At 37.6% G+C, this 18,609-nt stretch carries 15 protein-coding genes; 5 read left to right on the top strand and 10 right to left on the bottom strand.

Annotated elements, in window-relative coordinates; all coding sequences use genetic code 11:
• Positions 1-13 precede the first annotated feature (13 nt).
• The 3 genes from H0184_RS19870 to H0184_RS19860 all read right to left on the bottom strand — a co-directional run bounded on the left by H0184_RS19870 (position 14) and on the right by H0184_RS19860 (position 2,593).
• Entirely contained in the window at positions 14-598 is a 585-nt protein-coding gene (locus H0184_RS19870; protein WP_221827774.1) for a hypothetical protein, read from the bottom strand.
• Between the two features lie 12 nt (positions 599-610).
• On the bottom strand, positions 611-1,792 hold the full coding sequence (locus H0184_RS19865) for a ParM/StbA family protein (protein ID WP_221827773.1): 1,182 nt from the start codon (positions 1,790-1,792) through the stop codon (positions 611-613).
• Between the two features lie 339 nt (positions 1,793-2,131).
• Positions 2,132-2,593, bottom strand: coding sequence for a DUF3052 domain-containing protein (locus tag H0184_RS19860; protein ID WP_221827772.1), 462 nt, complete (start codon positions 2,591-2,593; stop codon positions 2,132-2,134).
• Between the two features lie 248 nt (positions 2,594-2,841).
• Here H0184_RS19860 and H0184_RS19855 point away from each other — a divergent pair, with 248 nt between their 5' ends.
• Together H0184_RS19855 and H0184_RS19850 are read left to right on the top strand one after the other, a co-directional pair.
• Complete coding sequence (locus H0184_RS19855; RefSeq protein ID WP_221827771.1) at positions 2,842-4,677, top strand: M6 family metalloprotease domain-containing protein; 1,836 nt, start codon at positions 2,842-2,844, stop codon at positions 4,675-4,677.
• 294 nt (positions 4,678-4,971) lie between these two features.
• Positions 4,972-7,308: an immune inhibitor A domain-containing protein gene (locus tag H0184_RS19850; RefSeq protein WP_221827770.1), complete on the top strand. Its 2,337-nt coding sequence runs from the start codon at positions 4,972-4,974 to the stop codon at positions 7,306-7,308.
• Positions 7,309-7,448: 140 nt separating this feature from the next.
• Here H0184_RS19850 and H0184_RS19845 read toward each other — a convergent pair whose 3' ends face one another.
• The gene (locus H0184_RS19845) at positions 7,449-9,596 is read right to left on the bottom strand and encodes a choice-of-anchor J domain-containing protein (RefSeq protein ID WP_221827769.1); all 2,148 of its coding nucleotides are present in this window, start codon (positions 9,594-9,596) and stop codon (positions 7,449-7,451) included.
• A gap of 291 nt (positions 9,597-9,887) precedes the next feature.
• Between H0184_RS19845 and ilvA the strand changes: the two genes are divergently transcribed.
• On the top strand, positions 9,888-11,102 hold the full coding sequence (ilvA, locus tag H0184_RS19840; protein ID WP_221827768.1) for a threonine ammonia-lyase: 1,215 nt from the start codon (positions 9,888-9,890) through the stop codon (positions 11,100-11,102).
• A 77-nt stretch (positions 11,103-11,179) separates the two neighbouring features.
• Here ilvA and H0184_RS19835 read toward each other — a convergent pair whose 3' ends face one another.
• From H0184_RS19835 to H0184_RS19815, 5 genes are all read right to left on the bottom strand, one after another.
• The gene (locus tag H0184_RS19835; protein WP_221827767.1) at positions 11,180-12,109 is read right to left on the bottom strand and encodes an ABC transporter ATP-binding protein; all 930 of its coding nucleotides are present in this window, start codon (positions 12,107-12,109) and stop codon (positions 11,180-11,182) included.
• On the bottom strand, positions 12,106-13,161 hold the full coding sequence (locus H0184_RS19830) for an ABC transporter ATP-binding protein (protein ID WP_221827766.1): 1,056 nt from the start codon (positions 13,159-13,161) through the stop codon (positions 12,106-12,108). Before H0184_RS19830 ends, H0184_RS19835 begins: the two co-directional genes overlap by 4 nt.
• Before the next feature lie 19 nt (positions 13,162-13,180).
• On the bottom strand, positions 13,181-14,335 hold the full coding sequence (gene opp3C / locus H0184_RS19825) for an oligopeptide ABC transporter permease (protein WP_221827765.1): 1,155 nt from the start codon (positions 14,333-14,335) through the stop codon (positions 13,181-13,183).
• A 1-nt stretch (position 14,336) separates the two neighbouring features.
• Positions 14,337-15,266 carry an oligopeptide ABC transporter permease gene (gene opp3b / locus H0184_RS19820; protein WP_221827764.1) on the bottom strand — a complete coding sequence of 310 codons (930 nt, stop codon included), beginning with the start codon at positions 15,264-15,266 and terminating at the stop codon, positions 14,337-14,339.
• A 173-nt stretch (positions 15,267-15,439) separates the two neighbouring features.
• A complete protein-coding gene (locus tag H0184_RS19815) occupies positions 15,440-17,110 on the bottom strand; it encodes a peptide ABC transporter substrate-binding protein (protein ID WP_221827763.1) in 1,671 nt (556 codons plus the stop codon).
• A 338-nt stretch (positions 17,111-17,448) separates the two neighbouring features.
• Between H0184_RS19815 and H0184_RS19810 the strand changes: the two genes are divergently transcribed.
• A complete protein-coding gene (locus tag H0184_RS19810) occupies positions 17,449-17,814 on the top strand; it encodes a DUF3899 domain-containing protein (RefSeq protein ID WP_221827762.1) in 366 nt (121 codons plus the stop codon).
• A gap of 57 nt (positions 17,815-17,871) precedes the next feature.
• Positions 17,872-18,249, top strand: a complete 378-nt coding sequence (locus H0184_RS19805) for a VOC family protein (protein ID WP_221827761.1) — start codon at positions 17,872-17,874, stop codon at positions 18,247-18,249.
• A 55-nt stretch (positions 18,250-18,304) separates the two neighbouring features.
• Here the strand turns inward: H0184_RS19805 and H0184_RS19800 are convergent, their stop codons facing one another.
• Positions 18,305-18,445, bottom strand: a complete 141-nt coding sequence (locus tag H0184_RS19800) for a YrzI family small protein (RefSeq protein WP_221827760.1) — start codon at positions 18,443-18,445, stop codon at positions 18,305-18,307.
• Positions 18,446-18,609 lie beyond the last annotated feature (164 nt).

Genomic DNA, 18,609 nt, shown 5'->3' with positions numbered 1-18,609 from the left:
GGTTATAGCTTGCTTACTTATTCATGCTTGCGAGAAATCCACCCAGCAAGTCGTCTAAATCAGGCTCTTCCTCTACTACTTCCTCAGTCTCCACAGGTTTTGCCTTCTCCCAATCGAACTCATTTAAATCATCATTCATATCAGAAAGATCAATCGTGGCAGCCATTTCCTCTACTACACTGCTTTCATTCTCAAATGAAGGTATTTCCGGAGCAATATCTTCCTGCAGATACAAAGCCTCATCGATATCAGTTGACCTGCTGTTTAAGCTGGCCAGCAGGGAGGTAGACCGGACTGGATCAGAGATTAATTGATAGATAATACTCCCTAATAACGCTTCAGAATGCTCGTGTTTCAACCAGTCCCGCTGCGCCTTCGTTAGTTTTTTCGGCAGAGGGACGGTAATCATCTCGCGCTCTCTAGCATTAACACTGCTGACACCTTCCATTACGAATTCCGCAATCCTGCTGGAAAAATTGCGTCGTTCTGTTTCCTTTAGCTTTTGCAGCTGCTTAACTAAATGGTCAGGTGTGTCAGAAGGGATACGAAAGGAAATCGCTTGTCCCCTCTGAATTTCATTTGCTCCAACCTTCTTCATGTCATCACCTTATTAATTCGCAACAGGTTTTTTAGGCTGTTCAGGCTTTTGTTTTGGCTCAGATCTTCTAACAAAATCTTGAATCAACTTATAATAAGCATTTGCCATCATCCAAATACTTTCTTTTTCATCTTCAAAGAAATCAATATTAAAGCCATCAAGATTATTATTTAACGTTTTAAGATAATCCTTTAATACGGTAGCTCCGCCGCCAACAAAGTAGCAGATTTCTGTTTGTGAGTTCTTTGACCATACATTTCGCAATAAACGATATTGCTTCTTCGCCAAATCTAGGAGAATTCGGTCAGTTATATCATGAACACTCGTTCTGCTTCCTTTTACCATGATATGGTTGCGATCGTTCTTCTTTGTTATAATTTCAACAACATCACGACGGCTATCCAATTCAACGCCATGTTTTTTTCTAATTTCTTCACGGATTGCCTCCAATGATTCCGAAACCCCAAGATTAAAACCTTGTGCTTTATCATCATCTACATTTCGATTCTTAATAACAGCGATATCTGTTGATAATCCGCCAATATCTTGAATCAAGATGCGCTTATCGATTAAGTCTTTATTAATAATTTTGGAATTATTATCCATAACCAAGTTAATATAAGCAGCAAATCCTTCAGGATATACCTTTATTTCATCAAACTTAATGTTTACTTTTAAGCCTTGATATTTAGGTGTGACAAGAAACTCTACTTGGTGAACAGAACCGATTAACTTCGAACGGTAGCCTGCATCCTTACCTTCCTTCACTTCACGAAGAGGGAGACCCGTTCCAAGTGTGTAGTTTGCATCAATAACATTTTTATTTTGGCGGAAATTATTTTTATTTCCTTCCTTCACCGCGTCCAATGCTAATGTAGTAAAAAGGAGAACTAGAGTTTGGTCTTCTTCAGACTTGCTGCTTCCAGGATCTAATTCAGTTCCATTTGGACTTTTTGTTGCGAGATTACCAACACGGTAAATAGCATTGTTATCCTTTAGAGCAGGGGAGTGGACCTTTATATGAATACCATCAAGAGGATTTTTTTCATCTAACTCTTCGATTCCAATTACAGGGCGGTCTTCAGTATCCCTGGCAATAATATTAGGAATATTAAGTTCATATTCCATTTCTCCAAAAATAGCTTTAATGGAATCATTTCCAACATCAACGGCGGCAATTCTAGTATTATTCAAAATTGTCATCCTTTCATTCTATTATTTTATTGTTTTAGATGTTAATGAAGATATGTATCTATCTTAAGATTATAGGAGATTGATAGATTCTTCAATGTCCATTTTAAAAAGAAATAAAAATGTAAAATTGTAAACAATACGTCATCGTTGTATACATTTTTTGTATACAACGATGACAAACCTGTACACATAGCTCTATATCAACATGTATACGTATTTGTAAACAAGTATACATTTTTGTAAACACGATGTATACGGATTTGTAAACAAGTGTACACTTTCCGTAAACATGTATACGAATATTGTTTACAAAAAAATAGACCACAAAAAGTCAGGGATCTATTCCTTCTTCGTTCGTTTAATTCCTTCATCCGTAACAGCAAAATCTCGAACCATTTTTTTAATTTTTTCTGGCTTACGAAACCTTAATGCAGACCAATCATCGTCAATGGCAATTTGACGAACTGGTTCATAGCCTTCTTCAGAAAGCATAGCTGTAACACTGTCTCGGCTGCAATCAGAGCCTTTATAGACTTTTGATGATTTTTTAGGATAGCAGAGCCATAGAAGACCATCTTCTGTCACATAGGTAACAGCTTTTTTGGCATTGGATTGAAGTTCTTCATTACTAGTACCAAACACCTGAACAAAATCATACATCGCAAGCCTTGCCTGCTGATGAACCTCCCCTTCAAATGCAGCTTTTATCTCATCATAAGACTTAGGTGCATTGATCACTAATACCGGCTGCCCTTGATCCTTAAAGTTTAACTTTTTTAATATAGAAGCTGCTTCTGTCATTTATGAGACCTTCCTCTCTTTACAAATACTCTCTCAATATTAGCATATAAAAATTCCCGAAACATAATAGCAGTATATCCATCTATCTATTTCTTAAGTCTTTTTTCCTATTATAATTGGCACAAACCTTAGTATTTAGTTATTTCGTCACACTAAATATATATGAGTAAATTAGGTACTTCGATTCTACTAGTTATTTAACAATTCTGATATATTTTAATCCTCAAATAATTTTAGGAGTGACGCTCATGTTAAAAGTACTATCAAAGACCGGTCTAACTCTAGCACTAGCTGGAAGCATTGTGGCTACAGGCTTTCAACCTACTGAAGCCCCATCCGCAACAAAAAGTACATACACTATAAGTCCAGCTGAATTCGTTGGAGCTGCTCCAGAACTAGCAGCAAAAGCAAAAGAGCTTGGAGTCGACTTATCCAAGGTTGACCCAGCAGAAAAGGCTAATATAGGAACGAAATTCCAGGAGCCTGGTGACAACCATGTAGCATATAAAGCTGCTACAGGAGATGTGCCTGTTCTCGTAATACTAGCAAAATATAAGGATGGCGATGAGCCAATTGGCGACTTAAAAGGGCAAGTCCCTGCAAAATACTATGAGGATTTAATTTTTGGAACAGAATACAATCCATATGAATTAGAAGCATTCAAACAATATGCTGAATATAACGGTGTTAAGGCTCCAACAGACCGCACCATGCAAAATGCTTATAAAGAATCTAGTAATGGCAGAGTTAATTTAGTCCGTAATGAAAATACTGAGTTTGTTTGGGTAGAACTTCCTAAAGGAGCTTCTTATTATTTAGATCAAGAGGGCAAGTATGCTGAAAACGGTAAATATGTCTTAGGCAATGTAAATGGAGATGCTCATACAGGTGAGTTCGTCCGAGATCTATTAAAAGCTGCTGACGAGCAGGTAGACTTCTCAAAGTATGCTGAAAACGGCGAAGTGCCAAACGTGTTTGTTGTTCATGAGGGAACAGGAGCGGAGTGGAGCCAAGATCCAGCTCAATTCTGGTCACATAAATGGAGTTTATTAAGTGCCTTATACTATGGTAAATACTATGAAACTGGTAAACCGGCAGATGTACACGCTGGAATGACTCAAAGTGCTTGGATTAATAAAACCGTTAAAGAAGATATGACATATGACGGTGTTGTCATTGACAACTATAATATCCAACCTGCTATTGGCGGTAACGTTGCTGGTTTTGACCTAACAACTGGCGGATATAATGAAGACCTGAAAACAGGTCCATACCCTGCTCAAGCTGGGGTATATGCTCATGAATTTGGTCACGCTTTAGGATTACCGGATTTCTATGACACTGTTTATACGTCTGAAGGTGTTGGAAACTACTCCATGATGGCTGGGGGTTCATGGATGCGTTATCCAGACAATAATGCCTACTCTGGTAACTCACCTACTCATTTTGATCCATTCTCCAAGGTTTTCCTAGGTTGGAGTGAACCTATTAATGTATCACCTGCTGATGGCGTCAAAGAGATTACATTACCAGCTATTAATAAAGCTAATGCTTCAAACGGAATCGTAAAAATGGAGGTTCCTGGTTCTCATGGAACTGAGTATTTCTTATTTGAAAACGTTCAACAGGGTGGCTTTAATAAAGGGTTAGTTCGTCAAGGCGAAGACTCTCACGGATTATTAGCATGGCATGTCGATGAAAATATCCTTAACTTATATCAAACTGCCGGCTTCCGTCCAAACAACGTTGAAAACTGGATGAACAAACGCTTCCAGTATAATCAATCAGAAACAGCAAGTGACGGCACTGTTGTTACCCATTATGGGTTATCCCTTCTTCAAGCCGACGGAAAATATGACTTAGAAAGAAACCTAAACCGCGGTGATGCTGGTGACTTCTTCAAGACAGGAGCGAAGATCACACCAAACTCTTCTAATGTTCATACCGGTTCCTACTACTTCTGGAAGGGCAACGGCTCTACTCCAGCAGACTCTGGAATTCATGTAACGGATATCAAAGAAAATGCTGATGGCTCTATCACAGCTAAATTCTATTATAGTACTAACGAAGGTACTAAAAAGTAATGTTTTTATAAAGAACCTGGGTCCAAGGGCTCAGGTTCTTTCCTGTATTTTTTGTAAAATTGACCCGCTTATCCACGAATACTGTTGTCGTATTTGATAGTATTTCTTCTATTTTTGTAAATGGTTATTTAAATATTTACAATATTCCAACAAGGATATATCATCATATTACACTACTATATTCTTAGGGACTCGAACCATTTTGAGATTAGTAGATTCTTTTTAAATAAGGAGGGATACATACATAGTTGTAACCGTCTCAAAAGGTGTAAAAACAAAAAAGGGAGGTTCTATATGAAGAAGAGAAAAGTATTATCTTCAGCACTAACACTATCCTTAGGACTAGGATTGTTCAATGTTGCTGCAGTACCAGCCAATGTTAAAGCAAATGGTCAAGTTGGTAAATTTGGGGGAACGGCAGATTTAGCACTTGCAAACGATGAGAGATTAATAGAAATGCTAAAGCGCGAAGGCAAACTAGCGAAAAATGCTAGCCCTGCCGAAGCGGAAAAAGCATTAAAAGTCTATTTAAAAGCAAAGAGCCAATCAACAAAGACAAAAGATAAGCTGCCGAAGGCGATTGCAAATATAAAAGAAGATGATAAAGCCGTATCAAATGGTCTTAAGAATGGTAAGGGAAATAAATTAGGACAAGCGAAGAAAAACACAGTCGATTCAGTTGAAAAAGAGGGCTATAACGGTGATGTTCGTACTGATAAAGTCTTAGTTCTTGCAATAGAATTCCCGGATTACAAGACTGGCTCTATCACTAAAGAAGAAACCGATATGTGGTATGAGGATTATCCAAAATCACATTTCCAAGATATGGTTTTTGGTGAAAATGGCTATAAAGGTCCAGATGGAAAAACATATATTTCAATGAAGCAATACTATGAGCAGCAGTCTGGTGGCAGCTACTCCGTTGAAGGTGAAATAGCAGGGTGGTACACTGCAGACCATAACGCCGATTATTATGGCGCAAATTACCCTGGTCCTGACGATAGTGACATTCGTGCACGTCAACTAGTTTATGAAGCACTAACAAAAGCTGGACAAGACCCAGATGTGGATTTATCAGAGTATGATGCTTGGGATCGTGACGATTATGATGGTGATGGTGTTTATGCTGAACCTGATGGTCTTATTGACCATTTAATGGTTATCCATGCTGGTGTTGGTGAAGAAGCAGGAGGAGGCAGCTTAGGCGGCGATGCCATTTGGTCACACCGTTCCAAACTTTCAACTGGACCAATTGCCGTACCTGGCGGAACATCTAATAGCGACCGTTTTGGAGGAATCTTAGGTGCTTGGGATTACACAATTGAGCCTGAGGACGGAGCTGCTGGAGTATTCACTCATGAATTCGGCCATGACCTAGGTCTCCCTGATGAATATGACACTCAGTACACTGGTGCAGGTGAAGCTATTGAATTCTGGTCATTGATGTCAGCAGGTAGCTGGGCTGGAGCTATTCCTGGTACAGAACCTCCTGGAATAAGCCCATATTCTAGACAAATGCTTCAGGAATTACATGGTGGCAACTGGTTAAGTGGAACAACATTAAATGCTTCAGACATTACAAAGGCTGGTACAAATGTCCTTCTTGATGAAGCTGTAACAAAGGGCACGAACAATGATGCTGTTCGCATTAATCTGCCTAATAAGGAAAATAATGTAAACACCCCTACTAGTGGTCAATATGAATACTACAGCGGTAGCGGCAATGAAATGGAAAATACAATGGTCACAACTATAACCCTTCCTGCTGATTCTAAAGCTGAATTGAAATTCAACGCTTGGTATGACATTGAGGAAGATTGGGACTATGCTTCTGTAAAAGTTAATGGTGAGGCGATTCAAGGTAACATTACAACTGCTGATAACCCTAATGATCAAAATCCTGGTCATGGTATCACTGGAACATCTGATGGCTGGGTACCTGCTACTTTCGATTTATCTGCATATGCAGGAAAAGAAATTAAATTAGAGTTCAACTACTGGACAGATCCATATGTAGCTCAACGCGGCTTATATGTAGACGATATTACTATTACAGCCGATAGTACTACAGTTCTTTCTGACGATGCTGAAGGTACAACTACCTTTACATTCGATGGCTTCTCAAAAGATAAAGGTAAATTCTTATCGAAACATTATTATTTATTAGAGTGGAGATCCCATAATGGTGTTGACGAAGGTCTGGCTAATATCCGCCGCGGTAATAGCTTAATGAGCTTTGACCCAGGTTTAGTAGTTTGGTATGTTGATGAGTCGTATGATAACAACTGGACTGGAATTCATCCCGGAGACGGTTTCCTTGGGGTTGTTGACGCTGACCAACATACAAATTATTGGAGCGATAAAGCCGTTGGAGCATCTCGCTACCAAGTACATGACGCAGCATTTGGCTTAAGTAAAACAGATAAAATGTTCTTAGATTATGCAAATATTCTTGGAATTACCATGAAGGATAACTTTACTCAACGCAACCCATTATTTGATGATAGTGCAGACTATTCTAATCCTGGACTAGTTGACGCAGGACGTAATGTACCTAAGTATGGATTAAAGTTCCGTGTTGTTGGCGAAAGTGCTGATGGTACTGTTGGTAAGGTATTAATCTTTAAGTAACTTTAATATGTAATAATAGATGGCTCCGGGATAGATTCTCTGGAGTCATTTTTTCTGGATTTTATTTACTGTAAAACAAAAAGACCGAATCATGACCATTTGAGTAGTCATAATTCGGTCTTTTGTTAACTCCTTAACTGCTACTTATTTTTCTTTTGTTTATTCTTTTTCGGTGAATCCTTTTTTAAATTGATCTCATACGTAAAGTCTACTGGATTTTTATCATTTGCAGGAGCTGCGTATGATGTAATCATATAGTTCTTACCATCTTTGAATAACTGTTTAAGGTTTAATGCTTCAGTTTCAGTTACATTGAATGGATCTACTGTAATGACCTTGTAGTTTGTTTTCGCACCCTTTTTATTACCAACTTCTTTCTCGTTGATAAAAGTTACAGTGTAATTAACATACTGGCCAGCTAACTCTTGAAATGACTTAAAGCCTTCTGTTGAGCTACCGTCATTTGTATATCCGATTTCAGGAATTTCAATATTATCAATAAACCAGCCACTTTCATTGGAACCCCAGTCAGTTAAGTAACGGAATGCAACTAATACCTTTTGACCAGCATATTTGCCCAAGTCAAAGGTTTCTTCCTGCCAATCTTCATATGTTCCTGTAAAACCAGGTACGTTTTCTTTAATTTTTGGATATCCTTCTTCAACAACATCACTGCGTGTGTTTTCATTCTCTAAGCTATTCCACGTTTCTCCGCCATCAGTTGAAACTTGGACCATTCCGAAGTCCCATTGCTCTTCAATATCAATGAGATTATCAAACTTCAATGTCGCATTATCTACACTAGAAAGGTCTGCTTCAAATATGATTGCATTATCAGCTTCGTCTCCCTGTCCGCCCCATAATACTTTATTTGAAGCATTCTTTGGATCCTCTTTAGATTCCCATGGAGTTCCTAAGAAATCAACACCATCAAATGAAATACTTCTAATTTTATCTTGGAAGTCTAATTCTTTAAAATCGCCGCCCCAAGCTGGAATGCCTTCTTTTTCAAATGTTACTGCTTTTTCAAAATCAACAGTCTTTCCGCGTTTTTCACCTGTTGTTTGATTAACAACCACATCACGTAGATCAATACTATCAAAATTATATACACCATTACCCACTCGATCGGAATCTAATGTTAAAGCAGTGATAAAGTTTTGGTAAAGTTGTGTAAAGCCTAGGCTAGAACCATGTGCTTTTAATACTTCGTCCACACTGTTCATACCTTGTTTTTCATTCAATGCTAAGTCACGAATAAATTCACGGCCAAACTTGTCATTCATATATAACGTGAATAGGTAAACTTGACCATAGTCAGCAATTGTTTCTGGACCAGTTTTAGCACCTTGGTGCTCATCCCAATTCACTAGTGAATTTTCTGGATGGTCTAAGTAAAAGTTAATAGAACTGTCATCATGTCCATAACCACCAAGATATTCAGAGAAAGTAGACATACCTTCATTTAACCAGGTTTCCTCAGCACCATCATTGTCAGCATGAATTAAATGCTGTAACTCATGAATGGTTGTTCCGAAGAATGTAGACTCTAAACGAGTCTCCCAGCTGTTTGTATCGATGGTAATGATATTTCTATCAATATAGTTTTCTAGTGTTTGCCAGAAGAAACCAGCAACAAAAAATGGATATGATGGGTTTGTGTAACCTTCATCAATAATGTTATCTACTAACATGATAACTTTGTCGCTACCTTCATAGTATCCTTCAGGAAGTCCAACCATCCCTGGTAAAGGAGAATGGGAGCCATCAAGAGAATCAGGTGTTCCAAAGAATTCTGTAGCCTTAGGATAAATATTGGAGTCGAATTCGTCACGGAGCTTATTAACTTGTTCCTGTGTTACAACGTGTGCAGGACGTTCATCAGGAAATGATAAGTCATTAGCTACCCAAATTTCAACGTTCTCCCCTACACTGCGAAGTGTAAATTCTTTAAAATCTAATTCCCTATTTAAAAAGAGCTTAGTCCCACCATCATATGTAAAAGTGCTAGAGGCAGTCGAATTATCTGATGCTGCTTGACCTTCACCATCAAAATTTATTTGTGCCGCCTGTTCTTTCATTTTCTTCTCTGCCTGCTTTAGGTATGAAGCATCGTTAGATAATTGATTTAATTGACCATCAATATCTACTCGATCTCCGTAACGTTCTACATCCCATTTTGGTGCTGTAGCAGCTGCTGCTTTTGAGTCATTAGCTGATAATGGAGCAAAAAGTGATAGAGCTAATGCACCAGTTGATAGAATTGATAATAGCTTTTTCTTTTTCAACTTCTGGTTCCCCCTTTTATTTATAGTGTTTTCTAAATAATTCTAACATAGCAAATTTTTGGAATAAATAGTCACTAACTCCTAAACTCCCACTACTAAAGTTCTATCTTTTATCCTACTAAACTATTAAACTGATAAATAATTAATATACTAAAAGTACAATTCCATGTTCTACAACTAAAGAACAGTGTAGGTCCATCTACATTTTTGAGGGATTATTTCCCGGAAATAAGACATAGTTTACTTTTCACAGCACATCCTAAAGAATAAACAAATGTGTTAGCAGGAGGAATGGTTGTGAATGTAGATGATATTATTATTGCCCGTGAGAAAATGAAGGAAGTTGTCCATACGACGCCGCTGGATTATTCTAAGACGTTTAGTCAGCTTTCACATAATGAAGTCTATTTGAAGCTTGAAAACCTTCAAAAAACGGGTTCATTTAAGGCTAGGGGTTCTTATAACAAGTTAATATCCTTATCGAAAGAAGAACTGGAGAAAGGGGTTGTAGCAGCCTCAGCAGGAAACCATGCACAAGGGGTCGCTTATTCTAGTAAAATGCTCGGAGTAAACTGCACAATTGTGATGCCAAAGGGTGCACCCTTAAGCAAGGTGCTGGCGACAAAGCAATATGGAGCGGAGGTACTCTTAGAAGGGTCTACATTTGATGATGCCCTTGCCTATGCTTTAGAGCTTAAAGAGCAAAGAAATGCCACTTTTATTCATGCCTTTGACGATGACGCTGTAATTGCAGGACAAGGAACAGTCGGATTGGAAATACTCGATCAACTTCCTGATGTAGAGGCTATTATTTGCCCTGTAGGCGGCGGCGGACTGATTGCAGGGGTTGCATTAGCTGTTAAGGAGAAAAACCCTCATATCGCTGTATATGGAGTTCAGGCACTTGCCTGCCCCAGCATGAAACAGTCTTTAAAAGAAGAAAGGCCCGTAACGGTAGAATCGAAACCAACGATGGCAGATGGAATTGCTGTTAAAAAGCCAGGTCAGAAAACCTTTGAGATCATTCAAAAATATGTGGATGATATCTTTTGTGTTGATGAGATGGAAATTGCTAGAACAATGCTTATGATTTTAGAAAGAAATAAATTATTAGTAGAAGGCTCTGGTGCCAGCTCACTATCTGCACTATTATACGAAAAAATAAATTTAAAGAACAAAAAGGTTGTTGCTGTTTTAAGCGGCGGAAATGTTGATATGAACTTTATCTCAAGAATTATTGAACGCGGTCTAGTCGAATCAGGAAGGTACGCTACGTTTACGATAACCTTAGAAGATAAACCCGGCAAACTGCAGAGGGTTCTTAGCTCTCTAACAGATCTAGATGCAAATATTCAATCTGTTAACCTAAACCGAATGGGTAAAAATATATATCCTGGGTATGCAGGCGTAGAAATTTCTGTTGAAACGAAAAATAACGAACATATCGACATGCTTTTTAAGGTTCTTAAAGAAAAAAACTATATAGTTGAAATGAACCATTTCTAACTCCATGAGTAAAAAAATCCTTACTTTTTTATAAGTAAGGATTTTTTCGAAAGAGTATTCTCATGGTGCTTTTATATTTACTTTTGTTCATTTTGATATCTTTCAAACTCTTTAGCTGTACAACGAACAAAGTGTCCTGGGACAACTTCTCTTAGCTCAAAATCGCTATCTGTTCCGTGTACGGACGCATCATAGCTGATACGTTTACGTGTACGCTCATATCTTGGATCTGGAAGAGGAATCGCTGATAACAATGATTTTGTATATGGATGAATAGGATTGTTGTATAATTCATCACTTTCAGCGAGTTCAACTAAGTTACCCATATACATAACCCCGATACGATCTGAGATATATTTAACCATTGAAAGGTCATGCGCGATGAATAAGTAGGTTAATCCGCGTTCTTTTTGCAGCTTCTTAAGCAGATTGACTACCTGTGCTTGTATAGACACGTCCAAGGCAGAGATAGGTTCATCGGCAATAATAAACTCAGGGTCAACTGCAAGTGCCCTGGCAATACCGATACGCTGTCTTTGACCACCACTAAATTCATGCGGAAAACGAGTAGCATGTTCTCGGTTTAACCCAACGGCTTCAAGCAGCTCTTCAACCTTTGCTTTTCGCTCAGCCTCATTTTTAACGAGCTTATGAACATCTAGGCCTTCAGCAATTATATCCAGAACTGTCATACGTGGATTCAACGATGACGAAGGATCTTGGAATATCATTTGCATCTTACGGTTAAATTTAAGCAGTTCAGCTTTATTTTTCTTACCGTGAACATCTTCCCCGTTAAATTTAACTTCTCCGCCAGTTGCGTCATAAAGACGAATGATTGTTCTGCCTGTAGTAGACTTTCCACATCCAGACTCCCCAACTAGACCAAATGTTTCACCTTTATAGATATCAAAACTGACACCATCTACAGCCTTGATGGTATTCTTTTTACCAACTGCAAAATGTTTCTGTAAATTTTTTACTTCAAGTAACTTTTCTCTTGTCACCGTTTTCCACCGCCCTTAGTACCTGTTTGAGCAAAACCTTGCATCCTGTGCTTAACGGCATCAGGCGGCTCAATTTTAGGCGCATCTGGATGCAGCAGCCAAGTTGCAGCATAATGAGTGTCTGAAACCTTGAACATAGGCGGCTCCATTACTGTATCAATTTCTAAAGCAAATTGATTTCTTGCGGCAAATGCATCTCCAACAGGAGGAGTCAGCATGTTAGGCGGACTGCCAGGAATCGCAAAAAGCTCTTCGTCATTGCTATCCAACGTAGGCATTGAGCCGATCAATCCCCAAGTATATGGATGTTTTGGGTTGTAGAAAATATCATCTACTGTTCCAATTTCTACAATTTTCCCTGCGTACATTACAGCAACACGGTCAGCAACGTTAGCTACCACACCAAGGTCATGCGTAATAAAAATTATTGCACTATCCGTTTTTTGTTGAATGCTCTTCATCAACTCTAAAATTTGAGCTTGAATGGTTACGTCAAGAGCAGTGGTTGGTTCGTCCGCAATCAGAATCTTTGGATTACATGCTAATGCAATCGCTACAACAACACGCTGGCGCATACCGCCTGAGAATTGATGAGGATATTGATTAATACGTACATCCGGTCTTGGAATACCAACAAGTGTTAAAAGCTCAAGAGCTGTTTTTCTAGCTTCTGTTTTGCTCATATTCTGGTGCTTCATCAAACCTTCCATGATTTGATTACCAATTTTCATCGTCGGGTTTAGGGACGACATTGGATCTTGGAAAACCATAGAGATATCTTTACCGCGGATCTTTTGCATTTCTTTCATGGATTTCTTAGCAAGATCTACCCCTTCAAGAAGGATTTGTCCTTCCTTAATAAAGCCATGTGGTTCTGGAAGGAGTCTCATGATCGCATTAGAGGTTACCGACTTACCTGAACCCGATTCACCTACAATCGCCAAAGTTTCCCCTTTATTTAAATCAAAGGTAACACCCCGAACAGCATGTACTTCACCATTGTAGGTGTTAAATGATACTTTTAAATCTTTGACTTCCAATAACTTACTCATTTATTAAACACCTACCTTCTTATTTATGCATTTTAGGATCAAATGCATCTCTCAAACCATCACCAACAATGTTAAATGCAATCATTAGGACAGAGATTACAATTGCCGGGAACACAAGCATGTATGGATAAAGTCTGAGGTTATCAAACCCAAGGTCAATTAAAGAACCAAGTGAAGCATCTGGCGGAACAATACCTAATCCAATGAAGCTTAAGAATGCTTCGAAGAAGATTGCTCCTGGAACTGAAAACATCGTGTTGATAATAATGATACCACTGATGTTTGGTACTAAGTGTTTTCTAATAATAGTCCCATTCGAAGTTCCCAGCGTTCTTGAAGCTAAAACAAACTCTTGGTTTTTCAGCTTTAATACTTCACCACGAACAATTCGGGACATACCAATCCAGCCTGTTATGGTTAAGGCAATTACGATCGATATAATACCTGGCTTAAGAACCAGCATCATTAAGAGAATTATAACTAAGTTAGGAATACCAACTAATATCTCAGCGATACGCTGCATGACATTATCGACTTTTCCGCCATAAAATGCAGAGATCCCGCCATAAGAAACCCCAATAACAAGGTCAAGTAATGCAGCAACAAAAGCGATGATTAAGGAAACCCTTGTACCTTCCCAAAGCCTTGTCCATTGGTCACGGCCTAAAGCATCGCTGCCAAACCAAAAATAAGTATCCTTCATATCTTTTGCTTCATAAATATGATAGGTTGCTTTAACCTCAGCAGAGTTTCTAGTTCCATCACCTTTATTTATTACTTCAATATCAATAAATTCTTTTTTATTATCAAATCTAGCATTTGCTTTATTCGTTGCCTGGGTAACATCTTTACCTTCGAAATTCCCAGATAATGTCCCATTAAGTCCAAGCCATGAGACATTCTCCAAAACGGGTATACGTGGAGGCATTTTTGCTCTTTTCAAATCCTGCTCATCAGAACCGAAATTGTTCATCCATGGACCAGCGATACTCATAATGATAATCAAAACGATAAGAATCATGCTGAAAACAGCAGGTTTATTATTGAAAAGTGTTCTTTTGGCGTCCTGAAAGAACGTTCTGCTCGGTGTAGAAATTTTTTCACTTGTATCCTCTTTACGAACAAGAGGAACAAATAAATCTTTTGGTATGTTATTTAGGTTATTTTTATCCATTTTATTTACTACCTCCTGCTAGTCTAATCCTAGGATCAATCAATCCGTATAGGAGGTCAATGATTAAGATAATCAAAATAAATCCAAATGCAAATAATAATGTTGTACCCATAATAGTAGGGTAATCATTTACCATAACAGAGGTAACGAATTGCTCGCCAATTCCTGGAATAGCAAAGATTTGTTCAATAACCATAGAACCAGTCATCAAACCAACTGCCATTGGACCTAAAACAGTAATCAAAGGTATAAGTGCATTTCGCAAACCATGCTTCAAAATAATTCCAGACTCAGCAACACCTTTTGCCCGTGCAGTAATGATGTAATTTGAATGTAAAACCTCGACCATTTCTGTTCTAGTAAAACGTGCAGCCGTTGCCAATGGATGAATAGCTAAAGCAATAGTAGGTAAAATAGTGTGCTCAAACGTTCCCCATAATGCTACTGGGAACCAGCCTAATTTTACAGCAAATACATACTGAAGTAATCCTGCAAATACGAATGATGGTATCGATGTACCTATTACCGCAATAATTGTTGAAGAGAAGTCAATCGGACTATTACGGAAAATCGATGCCATTAATCCAAGGAATATCCCAAGTATCGAACCTACAATTAGTGCTTGAAAACCTAATAGTGCAGATGGCCCGATTCTATCTACCAAAATTTGTGTAACCGGTGTATTGTCAAACTTAAAGGATACACCTAAGTCACCTTGTACAAGTCCGCCCAGATATTTTGCATACTGAACCGGCACCGGGTCATTCAACCCATACTTTTCTAAAATAATTTCTTTTTGTTCTTCACTCAATTTATCTTCTGCATTTAACGGGCTACCCGGCAAAATTTTCATAAGAAAGAACGAGGCAGTGGCAATAATAAATAATGTTAATAGCATATACCATACACGACGGAGTATATATCGAGTCATTTTTGCACCTCCTAAATTTCTCTTTATTATATGTTATATCTTGTCGATTATAAATTTTTGTTATAATCGGAATATTCAAGTCCAAACAGGAGAAAAGAGAGTATATGCCTGTTAGCATACACTCCCTTCAATTTTTGATAATAGCATATTCTACACTATTAAGTTACTAATAATTATTCTTCTGCTCCAACGCTAGCCCATTTGTACTCGTAAGTTGCTCCGAATTGGTTTGTAAATACACCTTGAACTTTCGGAGAAACTAATAGAGCACCAGCTCTTTGATATACAGGAGCAATTGCTGCATCTTCAAATAAGACTTTTTCTGCTTTTAAGAAGTTTTCAAAACGCTTTTCTGGATCTAAAGCTAAAGTTGTTGCGGTTTCATTAATTAGCTTATCATATTCTGGGTTAGAGTAGCCCATTTGGTTGTTTCCGCCACCAGTTAACCAAAGATTCATGAAGGTATATGGATCAAGGAAGTCAGGTCCCCATCCAGCAAACTGCATGTCATAATCCATAGCTGTGTCTAATTCTAGACGTTGTTCAAATGGTACTTCTTTTAAAGTAACTTTTAAACCAGGTAGGTTAGTTGATAATTGGTTTGCAAGATATTGGTTCATCATTTTAGAAACTTCGTTGTCGCCGCCAAGGAATTCGATTTCAACTGAATCAGTTCCTAGTTCAGTTAAAGCTTTTTCCCAGTATTTCTTTGCTTCTTCTACATTGAATTCCATAAGATCGCCGCTAGCTTCGCGGAAGTCTTTACCATCTGGAGTTGGAACGAAATCTTTTGGTACTAAACCATTAGCAACGATAGAACCGTTGTTTAAGATTTCATCTACTAATGCTTGCTTATCAAATGCTCTAGCAATTGCATTACGTACGTTTACGTTCTTAAGAGCTGGATTTTTAGTTTGGTTCATCTTAATGTAGAATACAGAATTATCTGGTTCTACTGTGTAATCATCATGAGTTGAGTATTGGTCAACTAGGTCAGATGATAAACCAGCACGGTCAATTTCACCTTTTTCATATAAGTCAACAGCTGTTTGAGGTTCTTTAACTACTACATAAGTCATTTTTTCTAACTTAACAGTTTTTGCATCCCAGTAATCAGGGTTCTTAACTAATTCCCACTCGTTAGCAGTACTAGTCCATGAAGAGAACTTGAATGGTCCGTTAGATAATAATGTATCAGCGCTAGTTGCATATGTGTCACCTTTTTCCGTTACAAACTTCTCATTTAATGGGAAGAAAGTTGGGAAGGTTGTTAAAGATTCAAAATAAGGAGTTGCATTTTCAAGTTCAACAACTAGTTTGTAATCACCATCAGCTTTAACACCTAATTGATCTAAAGGAACTTCACCTTTGTTAACAGCAGTTGCGTTTTTGATAACGCCGCCCATCATGTATGGACCATATTCAGATCCTTGATTTGGGTCTACTGCACGACGCCAAGAAAATACGAAGTCGTTAGCTGTTACAGGCTCGCCATTTTCCCATTTTGCATCTTCACGTAAAGTGAAAGTCCAAGTTTTACCGTCTTCACTTACTTCGTGCTTAGTAGCAATACCTTCAGTTGGTTTTCCGTTTTCATCAAGACGGTATAAACCTTCCATAATAGCAGCCGTGAATTGGATCCCGTATTCATCTGTTACCATACCAGGGTCCATTGAAGGAATTGTGTCACCATTAATAAAGTTTAATACTTGTTCTACTTCTGGCGCATCATCAGCTGGTTTTTTATCATCATCAGCTGTATTCTTTTCGCCACCTGAGCAAGCTGCTAAAAACATGCTTAGCACAAGGCTCAAAGCTAAAAGCCATGCATACTTTTTCTTCATAAGAAAATGACCTCCTATTGTTTTATTTTTCTGTCAATTCGCTCTTAAAAAAGAAGCTAAAGAAATCATACTATTTTTATACTACTCTTGTAAAGACTAAATATATAAAAGAGTCAAAAAATTATTATATCATTATAAATTACAACAGCATTACAGTTGATATATCAATGCTTTTTCTTTTGAAATTCAGAAAAGCTTTATTTTAAAATAGGAATGCGCTTACTTTTATTTAGAGATAAAATACTGATATTATATACTTTCAGAGGATATTAGGTTAAAATACCCTTATTCTTTTGGGCAAGTCTAAAATAATTTTTTTGAATGATAAGGTGGACGAAATGTTTAAAAACAAATGGAAGTTTTTTATACTCAATCTTTTAATCACCCTTATGATCTTTTTTATTTTTTCATCTAATTATAGTTTCCTGAACTTTATTAACTCTTTATTCTATCTTAGCATCCTTTATCTCATTACTTTTTTACTAATGTACACGATTAAAGGGGGCTTTTTTGACGGTGTTACATACGGATTTAGAAGATTTAACAGTATTATGTTTAAAAGGGACGATTATCTAGAAGAATGGCGTGAAAAACCACTGCCATCAGAAAAGTTTAACGCCTCACTCTACCAACGTATTAAATTCCAGGCAGCATTACTACTATCGCTGCTTATTATTTTAATTTTCCTTTACTATGTTATTTAAAAAATGGTTATAATTAACTATCTGAAAATTAAGTTATACCAAAGGGGAAATTTTACAATGGGGAATACTTTGATTCAAAAAGCTGGTCAAATTGCCGTTCCAGTAAAACAGGTAGAACGGGCCGTGAATTTTTATAAGGAAAAACTCGGGTTGACTCTTTTATTTACGTCTAATGGGTTAGCATTTTTTGAATGCAATGGACTTCGTCTTTTGCTAAGTGTTCCTGAGAATGAGGAGTTTGCTCAGCACAGCTCCACTATTTATTTTCAAGTGGAAAACATCAACGAGGCTTATGAAGATTTACTAAATAAGGAAGTCATCTTTATTGACGAACCTCACCTTATTGCAAAAATGGGAAAGACCGAAACATGGATGGCCTTTTTCAAGGACAGTGAAGATAATACTCATGCATTAATGAGTGAATTTGAAGTTTAGTATAATAACGAAAGAGACCGTGAAATCGCAGCGGTCTCTTTTGTACTGTTTAGAATTAATATCTCCCCATCATTTGAAAGTTTCGTTCCGCACTTTCCTGCATACGTCTTTCAACCACTTCTCTATGGATAGCCTCATCAAGGGAAATTTCCCGCTTTTTTATACTAATGGTGAAAAAGAAAATAGTTATGGTCATTGTTTTTCCTCCTTCTCCAAGGTTTGTCATTTTTATCGCTTTCATATAGATAACGTTCAAGGATTGTGAAGTGTTGAGGAATTTTTTAATATAACTCATCTTTAGTATAGGGAGGGAGAATAATCTTATTGGTGTTCTACAAAACTAAGCATAAAAGTCTTGAA

It is taken from the genome of Neobacillus niacini (assembly GCF_019749295.1).
Lineage (GTDB): Bacteria > Bacillota > Bacilli > Bacillales > Cytobacillaceae > Neobacillus > Neobacillus niacini_D.
Note: the sequence above shows the minus strand (reverse complement) of the source record. Positions and strands in the feature narration are given on the sequence as shown.